The organism is Winogradskyella wandonensis, from assembly GCF_004346845.1.
In the GTDB taxonomy this organism is placed as follows: Bacteria; Bacteroidota; Bacteroidia; order Flavobacteriales; family Flavobacteriaceae; genus Winogradskyella; species Winogradskyella wandonensis.
The window spans coordinates 1-10,538 of record NZ_SMGI01000008.1 but is presented as its reverse complement, the minus strand read 5'-3'; the positions used below and the strand labels follow the sequence as shown (position 1 = coordinate 10,538).

At 36.5% G+C, this 10,538-nt stretch carries 3 protein-coding genes; all 3 read left to right on the top strand.

Features of this window, described 5'->3' with window-relative positions:
- Positions 1-12 precede the first annotated feature (12 nt).
- Complete coding sequence (locus DFQ05_RS13520; RefSeq protein ID WP_206750667.1) at positions 13-5,490, top strand: LamG-like jellyroll fold domain-containing protein; 5,478 nt, start codon at positions 13-15, stop codon at positions 5,488-5,490.
- Between the two features lie 144 nt (positions 5,491-5,634).
- The gene (locus DFQ05_RS13515) at positions 5,635-6,408 is read left to right on the top strand and encodes a T9SS type A sorting domain-containing protein (protein WP_132706174.1); all 774 of its coding nucleotides are present in this window, start codon (positions 5,635-5,637) and stop codon (positions 6,406-6,408) included.
- Positions 6,409-6,507: 99 nt separating this feature from the next.
- Positions 6,508-10,538, top strand: a 4,031-nt coding sequence (locus tag DFQ05_RS13510) for a M14 family zinc carboxypeptidase (RefSeq protein ID WP_199222006.1), incomplete at its 3' end; no start/stop codon positions are given.

Genomic DNA, 10,538 nt, shown 5'->3' with positions numbered 1-10,538 from the left:
GGAACTACTACAGTGACCTGGACCGTGACTGATAATGCAGGGCTTACAGCTACTGCTACACAATCGGTGACTGTTAACGATACAACTGCGCCAACCATAACCTGTACAACAAATATCACAGCAAACACATCAGACGATGGAATAGGAAATTGTACTTCTAATGTTAGCATTCCAAATCCTACATTTAATGATAATTGCAGTGCCAACTTGACCTGGACTATTTCTGGTGCTACTTCCTTAACTGGTACAGGCTTTGTCGGAACAAGAACATTCAATATTGGGACATCGACAATCACATATGTTGTTACAGATGGTGCTGGTCTTACTGCAACGTGTTCACAAACCGTTACTGTAAGCGATGATGAGAGTCCAAACATAGGATGTCCAGGTAACCAAAATGTGACTTATGATAATAATTGTCAATTTACGCTTCAAGATTATACGTCCTTAGCAACATTTTCGGACAACTGTACTTCAGGTGTTACAATAACACAAAGTCCAACTCCAGGAGCTATTTTATCAGGAGCTACTACAGTTACTCTGACTGCAACAGACGGAGCTAACAATATGAATACTTGTACTTTTGATGTTATACCTTCTGATATTACTAATCCTGTTGCCGTAGCACAACCTATAACGGTAAATCTAGCACCGAATGGAACAGTAAATATCTCAGGAATAGATTTAGAAAATGGTTCAAGTGATAATTGTGGTATAGCCTCATATAATGTATCTCCTAGCTCATTTACTTGCGCCGATGTTGGGAATAACACTGTTACATTTACAGTGTTTGATAATGCTGGAAATAGTGATAGCACAACAACAACTGTTACTATTGTAGATGTTACACCTCCAACGGCACTATGTAATGATTTTGTAGTTGTTGTTGACCCTATTACTAGAGTAGCAACTATAACTATTGCTGATATCGATAACGGAAGTAATGATGCATGTGGAATTAGTTCTTTTACATTGTCTCAAGATACATTTCCTGATAACCCTACAGCCTACACCGTACCTGTCACACTAACAGTAGAAGATGTTAACGGTAATGTTAGCTCGTGTACGGCAAATGTCACTGTTGAACCTCCAAGAAACCCATTTACAGTGTTGCTAGGAGAAATAATTAATCCAATACCTGATAATCCGCAACCGCCAAGTTCACTAATTGAGGTTACCGCATGTCCTGGTGGCACAACAACACCAAGAGATGTGTCATTGGAGCTATTCCCTGTCGGGATGTATAATTTATTGGCTTCACAGGTTATAGCTTGGGAGTATTCTCAAGATAATGGAGAAACTTGGACAACATTGCCTTCTTCTGCAAATACATTAACCTATACACTTACAGGTATAACCGTAGATACTTTCGTCAGATTGAGAATTACAGATGCAGATGATCCTACATTAATAAGAACATCAGCAGAGGCATATATACGATTTTTACCTCCAGATGAACCACCTGTTATTGTTAGTCACACAGCTTTAGACATCTGCTTAACTGAAAGTGTAACAATTAATGCTGAAAGCTTTTTTGATCAACCTAACGGGCAGTTTGGTGAAGGTGGCGAATTTAATTACGCGCAACCTGACGGGTGGCGTGTTGACGGTATTGATAACTTTTTCCCTGCTAGTGGAAATAATACAAATCAACCTACTTGGAAAGAAACTAACTCTAACGATAGTCGTGCCTTTAGTGGTATTAATTATGACACCACAGACAACACTAAATTTGCAATGGCAAATGGTGTAGGTAACGTTACTACTTTAGAAACACCAGTTTTTACAACAATAGGAATGACAGCTGCAGAAGCCATACTTCAATTTGATACTAGTTTCTATTTTTGCAATGGTGGTAATGGTTTGATTGAATTATCATTTGATTCTGGAAACACTTATTCCGAAGTACTTACTGCTTATACCGATACTTCATATAGTACGGCATTTAATTTTACCTCAGGAAATGATTCAGGTATTGTTTTGGCTCAAGGAACAGGTAATAGATGTATCGGACAGACAGACCCTAGAATGCTACAAGCATTTATAAATCTTGGTCAGTGGACAGGCGAATCTGGTTTAAGAATTCGATTTACATTTACTGGTAGTACAACATCATGTGGGATTATAGATAGTTCAACTTTTCCAAATCCAAACGGTGTGAGCTGTAATGGAGGTAATAATGGAAATGAGTTGGCCAGTGGTTGGGCTATAGATGCCGTTGGGTTTGCTTATGCGCAAGTAGACGATGAATTAGAATGGACTGATGAAAACGGAGATGTAATAGCCATAGGTACTACAGTTACGGTAACTCCAGTAACTCCTGGTATAAGAGAATACGGTGTTACTAACTTAGTAAATGGATGTAGAGCTGATAATTTAGACGGCACTAATTTTATTAATATTAATACTAGCTTAGCATATGCAGGTCAAGACTTCACACCTTTATCAAGTAATTGTGGTCAAAATTCTATTACTTTAAATGCATACGATAATACCAGAACTGCAGTAGAAAACTTCAATAAAGGAGCTTGGGAAACCAATCTCTATGTTGTTCCGGATTTAGTTGCTGGTGATGTAGACTATGCGGGAACTGGCGTTACTGGAAGATGGACAATAGAAAACTCGACATCTACCTCGTGCGGAAATACGGCTACGTTTTCTAGCGATGTTGACCCAGACGCATTATTCACAGCTAGTCCAGGAACATATACACTAAGATGGACATTACAAGACGGAAGTGGATGCTATGACGAAGTTACGATTATAATTACAGATTGCTCGAGCGTAGATTTCGACGGTAATAATGACTATGTTGATTTTAAAAACAATTATAACCTTAACAGCCCATTTAGCATAGAGGTTTGGATTAAACCTGAATCTATTGGTGGCTCCCAAACTATTTTCTCTAGAAAAGACTATGCTGATAATACCTCTGGATATTCGCTATCACTAGAAAATGGTCAGGTACAATTTAATTGGTATAATGCTTCTGGCACTGGAAATGTTAATTCTGGAGCTAATGTTGTTGCAGATGACAGATGGTACCATATCGCTACAACTTTCGATGGTAGTAATTACGTTTTATATGTGGATGGAATTGAGATAGATTCTAATACTGGCTCTGCTCCTGACCCATCAGCAAATAATATAAGTGCTCTTTTAGGAGCAATAGACCAAAGTCCACCTAGTTCTCCACTGAATCATTTTCATGGTTGGATGGACGAGTTGAAAATTTGGAATATGGCTATTTCTGCCAGTCATATAAGACAAATGATGAATCAAGAAATTGAATCATCTGGTAATGATGTTGTTGGTATCATAATTCCTAACAAAATATACAGTGATGATGTTGATGCTAATGGGGTTGAGGATAATCCTGTTTTATGGAGTAATTTAGACGGATACTATAAAATGAATGTTTCTTGTGGTGACTTAGCGGCGTACAAAGGAGTTGCTGGGCGTCTTATTAACATTCAGACAAGTCAACAGCAAACGGCTCCAATACCATATACATCAAGGGCAAATACAAGTTGGGATACAGATACAACGTGGACCCATTTTGGTGTTTGGGATGTTCCAAATAGTAATGGAATTAATGGTTCGCCAATAGAATGGAATATTGTAAGAACAAATCACAATATAATTTCAGACACCAGAGATATTACTTTATTAGGGTTATTAGTAGATACTAACGAATTAACTATATCTAATTCTGGAACACAAGACGAAACAAATACAGGTACAGGATTATGGGTAACACATTATTTAAGGCTAAATGGTGTTCTAGATTTAGTTGGTGAGTCTCAATTAATTCAAAAAAGACACAATTCATATCAGTACGCCGAAAGTATCTTAGACACTTCAAGTGGTGGATACCTAGAGCGCGATCAGCAAGGGACAACCAACTTGTTTAACTATAATTATTTTAGTTCACCAGTTGGGACTATAAATAATACGGCTAATAATGTAGATTTCTCAGTATCCGGAATTTTAAGAGATGGTACTGACTCCAATAATCCGCAAACCATCTTATGGACTAGTAGTCCTAATGCAACTGGCACAACCAATCCAATAACTTTAAGTGACAGATGGTTATACGCTTATGAGAATTATCCTTGGGATGATTACGCGTCCTGGAGATACCTAGGCAACAACAATCTTATGGGACCTGGTTTTGGTTTTACTATGAAAGGTAGTGCCGTTGGAGTTGGCGGAGAAGGTGGAATAATTACAGGCGGTAATCAGCTGAACAATCTTCAGAATTATGTTTTCGTTGGAAAGCCTAATAATGGTACTATAGACATTCCTATCACAGAATTTTATCAAGCCTTGGTTGGTAATCCGTACGCCTCTGCAATAGATGCTTTCGAGTTTATAGACGACAATTTACCATTAACAAACCCTGATGGTTCACCAACAAGCGCCAATCCAAATTCAACTGAAAGTATAGAAGGCTCTTTATACTTCTGGGAACATTATACATCTAACCAAACGCACATACTCAGTGAGTATCAAGGAGGATATGCAGTTCTAACAAAAGCTGGAGGACTACCTGTGTACACACCAGCGCTTATAAGCGGAGCTGGTACATCTACTAAAACTCCTGAGCGTTATGTACCTGTTGGTCAAGGATTTTTTGTTTCAAATGTTACGAGCGATAGTTATGTAAGATTTGAGAATGACCAGCGTGTTTTTCAAAGAGAACAAGTTTCAACTGGGAACGGATCAGTATTTTTTAGAAATACAGAAGCATTTGTAAATGGTATGCACCAAACAGCATCTACTTTGGAAGCAGAAATTTCTAGATTACGTCTGAATTTTACCTCTCATGTTGATGGTAGAATAAGGCCACTACTACTAGCCTTTACATCAGATAATTCTGCAACAGATGGTGTAGATTTTGGATACGAGGCAAGTAATCAATATTTTCAAAATAATGACGCTTTCTTTATTATCGAAAATGGGCTCTATGTTATACAAGGTGTTGGAGCGTTTGATGAGACTAAACAGTATCCATTAGGTATTTTCCTTTCGCAACAGAGCGACGTTGAAATTCATATTGAAGATTTAGAAAACTTTGATGAAGCTATCGATGTATATATATATGATAGTCTAACAAATGAATATACACATTTAAACGAGCAGAATTTTACAGCAAACCTTGCGCCAGACTATTATGGTGATAGATTCTTTATTACTTTTAATATGAATAGTTCTTTGGGTACAGACGATATAACAACAGACGATAGCTATTTTACATACTTATCAGATACAAACGAAATTTATGTTCGCCTTACTAATGAAAAAGTCACATCGGTTAAATTGATTAATTTGTTAGGACAAACCATCCAAAACTGGAATAAAGAATTAGAGTCCTATTATTCAGGTGCTTATAGAATTCCTGTAGACAAAGTTGAAACTGGGCCTTATATTTTAAAAATCGAAACAGAAACCAAAAATCTAAGTAAAAAGATAATTATAAAGAATTAAATAGTCTTTATCCTAAATTACAAGGAGTTTTTCTAAATTGAAATAAATCCACAAAATGCATTTTATCGATAAAATTTGCATTTTGTGGATTTTTTAGTATATTTGTCATCCAAATCTAAACCATTCATTTAACCTACTTAAATTATGAATGCTTCAAACCGCTCTAAAGCTATAAGTAGTTTTAGAAAAATAGTTTTACTACTCTTATTAGTAGTCTCTTTTAGTAGTTACGCGCAATATCAGAGAGTGCGATTAAACTTTTCTACGTCTGAGACCTCGACACGACAAATTTTACTAACCTTCACACCAAATAATGAAGCCTCTGATGGATTTGATTATGGGTGGGATAGTCAAGCATGGAACTACTTCCCTACCGATGCTAATTGGTTAATTGGAGACATACGTTGTATAGTTCAAGCTGTGGGTAGTTACAACGATAGTTTAAGCTATCCTCTTGGTATTTATCTTCAGAATACTCAAGAATTTACACTAGAATTGCACTCGCTTGAAAATTTCGATAATACTATTAATGTGTATTTATACGATTCTGAAGAAGAAACCTATACACGTTTAAATGAATCAAACCACGTCCAGACAATAGAAGCTGGCGAATATACTAATCGCTTTTTTATTAAATTTTCAAATAATCAAGCTGCACTATCCATAAACGATAACGAAATAAATAGTAATTCTATAAAGTATTACAATACAACAAAACAACTCCGATTAAACACTTCTAAATCACAAATGGCGAAAATTCAAATATTCGACATTTTAGGAAAGCGTGTTTATTCAAAAGAACTTAAAACCAATTCTAGTAGAAATAATATCTCCTTGGAACAACTAAAAAAAGGGATATATATTGTAAAAGCATCTATCGAAAACCAATCTATTACTAAGAAAATTATAATACAATAAATACACTAAAATGCATTTAATCTATTTTTTTTGCATTTTATCGATGTTTTGTGAAATTTTATTTTATATTTGTCCAGAATTCTATTTAACCCAAATCTAATGAAAAGAATTACCCTAACAATTCTATTGGCATTATTTGCCTTAGTACAAACCGTTTCTGCCCAGACTCATAAACGTATAAAAATCAACGCTAGTAGTCATCAAGAGGTGCATAGACTTGCAGACCTAGGTATAGATTTACGCTGTGGTGCTATACAAACAAGTAGTGCTTTTACTATGGATATTGCTAATGCAGATTTAGAAATACTAAGAAGCAACAATATTCCTTATCAGGTAATCATCCATGATTTGAATCAATTCTACAAGGAAAGTTCAAATAAAGATTTATTGAAAGGTCAACTAGAGCTACAGAGAGAAAAATCTAAGACATTATCTCATTATCAAAGTCTCTCTCAAAGATCTTCTGTGGCCTTAAACACATTAGATAATTATCTTCAATATATTGGTGCAAATGAGGTAGATTGGAATGTTCCTTTAAACTATCCAGATGTAACATCTACAGCAGAAGTTCCAATGGGTGGTTCTTTAACAGTTTCACAAGTTTTAACAGAACTTGATAAAATGAGAGCATACTCTCAGAACAATGGATTAGATATAGTTTCTGAAAAAGCTGATGCATCTGGCACATCAAATCATAAAACATGGGGAAATCCTGCAACAACTATAACTAACCCATATTATAGTGCATCAAATTCTGCCCTTGGTCCACAGACATATACTGGTGTAGGATCCGCTCAACAAAGATTTGACCCTCAAACAATATATTATGTAAGAATTACAGGTAACGAATCTTCAACAACAGAAGGCGACAAACCTCAAATACTTTACACATCAATGATTCACTCTAGAGAGTTGGCTTCATTAATGGGAAATATTTATTTTATGTGGTATCTTATTGAAAACTACGATAAAGATCCCGCTATAAAAGAATTAGTAGATAATAACGAGCTCTATTTTATACCTGTAGTTAATCCAGATGGTTTAAGATGGAACGAAGCAATAGCATCAAATGGTGGTGGAATGCAACGTAAAAATTTAAGACCAAATACTAACTCTTCTTCTTTAGACAACAGAGGTGTAGACTTAAACAGAAACTTCGCTTATTTTTGGGGGTCAGCAGGTTCTGGTTCTTCCGGCTCACCAACAAGTTCTGGATACAGAGGTCCAGCTCCATTTTCGGAGCCAGAAACAAGAATTGTTAAAAATTTTGTAGAATCCAGAAATTTTAAAACCACAGTTTGGCAACACTCTTTTGCCAATTCTATACCACACCCATATGGAGGTAATCCTTCTTTTGTTTCTGGTCGTGAAGACGAAATGCAAAAATGGCATGAAGACATGACTAGGTATAATAGATTTGTTTCTGGTGCTACTATTTTTCCTCCTGCAAATGGAATCGCAGATGATTGGATGGTAGGTGGAAACTTAGATACAACTAACAATACAATAGGCGCTACAGCAAATGGAGATAATTCTACATTACTAGGAGTTTTAGCCACAACACCAGAGAATGGTTCTAACTCAGATGGGTTTTGGCCTAGTAGATCAAATATTATCAATATCGTTAAACGCATGATGCGTATTAATTTAATGAATGCGTATTATGGTGGACGCTACGCAAAATTTCATGACTTAACACCTTCAAATATCTTAAGTGGTCAACCTCCATCTAATCTAACCACAGATTTAACTTTCGGGATTGAGCGTGTTGGTCAAACAGATGGAAATTTTACATTAACAATAACACCTATTCAAAATATACAAAGTGTTGCTTCACCAACTATAGCTATAAATGGACTTAACGTTTTAGATCAAACCGAAGTTTCAAGTCAAATCACGTTAACATCAGGAATTCAGCCTAACGAACGAATTATCTATAGAATTCAATTAGCCAATAGTACAGGGGCAATATTCTATGATGCTACATACGAAAAAGTTTATCAACCAAATCTTTTATTCCAGGATAATCCTGATACAGATTTATTAAGTAATTGGACAACCTCTGGCACGTGGACAGCAGCCACAGTATCTGGAGCAGCGTATTCGGGGACAAGAGGTATCAAAGTTGGAGGTAATAATAACAATTCGTATCCGAATAGCACAACGAGAACGATAACAACAGCAAATACCTACAATTTCAATTCTAACCCAGATTACTTAATACAGTACTTTGCAAAATGGGATATTGAAAGAAATTATGATTTCGTCGAAGTATTAGCATCCGTAAACGGAGGTGCTTATCAGCCTTTAGAAGGCAAATACACAAAACCTGCTGCGACATTAGCTACAAATGACCATGCTAATAACAGTGGAGCTCCTCAAGACTCTAACAGTTTAGGACTGATATATGATGGTGATTTGTTTGATAATTGGAAAATGGAGGAAATTGTCATAGACTCAGAAACAAATGCATTTCTTTTAGGAGCGTCTAACGTTAGAATTCGCTTTAGATTTGTTAGTGACAATGATAATGTTCTCGAAAATTACTCCTCTACTCCTACAGGGTTCTATTTTGACGACTTTAGAATCATCGGCTTAGATGTACCTTGTGATGCTGCATTAGAACCTAACAATATAGAAGTTAACAATATAGATTTTACATCTGCGGATGTCTCATGGTCTAATACCAATACACCTCTAGCAACCTATGATTTAAGATATAGAGAAATCGGTACTTTAACTTGGACAGAAATAACAAATATTAATGCAACAACACAAAGCATTACAGGTTTAGATACTAATACTGAATACGAAGTACAAGTAGCTACGAGATGTAATACCAATCTATCCAATTTTTCTGATTCTAAAGAATTTACGACTTTAAATTTATGTGATAGCACTATCTCTACTTTTCCATATTCTGAAAGTTTTGAAACAGCTTTAGCTACATTTACAGGAGATTGGACACAAGGAGCAAATGGAACTGAAGATGATTTAGATTGGACAAATAACTCTGGAGGCACAGTCTCTAGCGGAACTGGACCAACTGGAGCATCTAATGGTTCAAGATATCTATATACAGAAGTTTCAGCACCTGGTAATATTACTCCAGTAAGAGATGCGATACTTACTTCTCCTTGTTTTGATTTAACTGGAAGACAAAACAGCACCTTCACTTTTGATTATCACATGTTTGGTCTTAATACTTCAAATCCTATGGGAAGTTTATCTATAGAAGTTAGTGACAATGGCGCAGCATTCATACCTATTCCAACGGGAGATACCAGTCAAGGTAATCCTTTAAGTGGACCACAACAGACTAGTAGTGATATTAGTACACCACAAGGAGAATGGAAGACGCAATCGGTCAATTTATCTGCTTATGATGGAAAAGTAATTAGATTAAGATTCATCGCAATATCTGACGGAACTTTTACTAGTGATATATCAATAGATAACTTAAATTTTACCTCTGATATAGCTACCTCCGGACCAACGGCAATAACTCAAGATATTACAGTAAACTTAGACGCGACTGGTAATGCCACTATAACTGAAGACGCCGTAAATAATGGTAGCACAGGAACTGGTACGTTAACTTTTGATACTGATATTACTTCTTTTACATGTGCTAATATTGGAGCCAATACAGTTACGTTAACAGTTACTGATGACAATGGCTCAGATACTGCGACTGCAACTGTAACCGTGAATGATAACACAGCGCCGGTGCCAGATGCGGCTTCGCTTCCTGATGCCACGGGTGAGTGTTCGGCAACTATTACTGGTAGTGCGCCTACCGCTACAGACAACTGTGGTGGAACAATTACTGGGACAACTACGGATAGCTTAACAAGCTCTACGCAAGGTACTACAACAGTAACATGGACCTTTGATGATGGTAACGGTAATACGTCTACGCAAACACAAAATATTGTAATTAACGATACAACTGCGCCAACCATTACTGCGCCGGCTAACGTAACCGTAAGTGCTAACGCTTCCTGTGAAGCGACTGGTGTAATACTTGGGACACCAACTACTGCGGATAACTGTGGGGTCGCTACCGTGACTAACGATGCGCCTGCAACATTCCCATTGGGAACTACTACAGTGACCTGGACCGTGAC

What these genes read in the sequence shown, in the direction of transcription:
- DFQ05_RS13515 (WP_132706174.1), top strand. Translation starts at nt 5,635, where the DNA reads ATGAATGCTTCAAACCGCTCTAAAGCTATAAGTAGTTTTAGAAAAATA.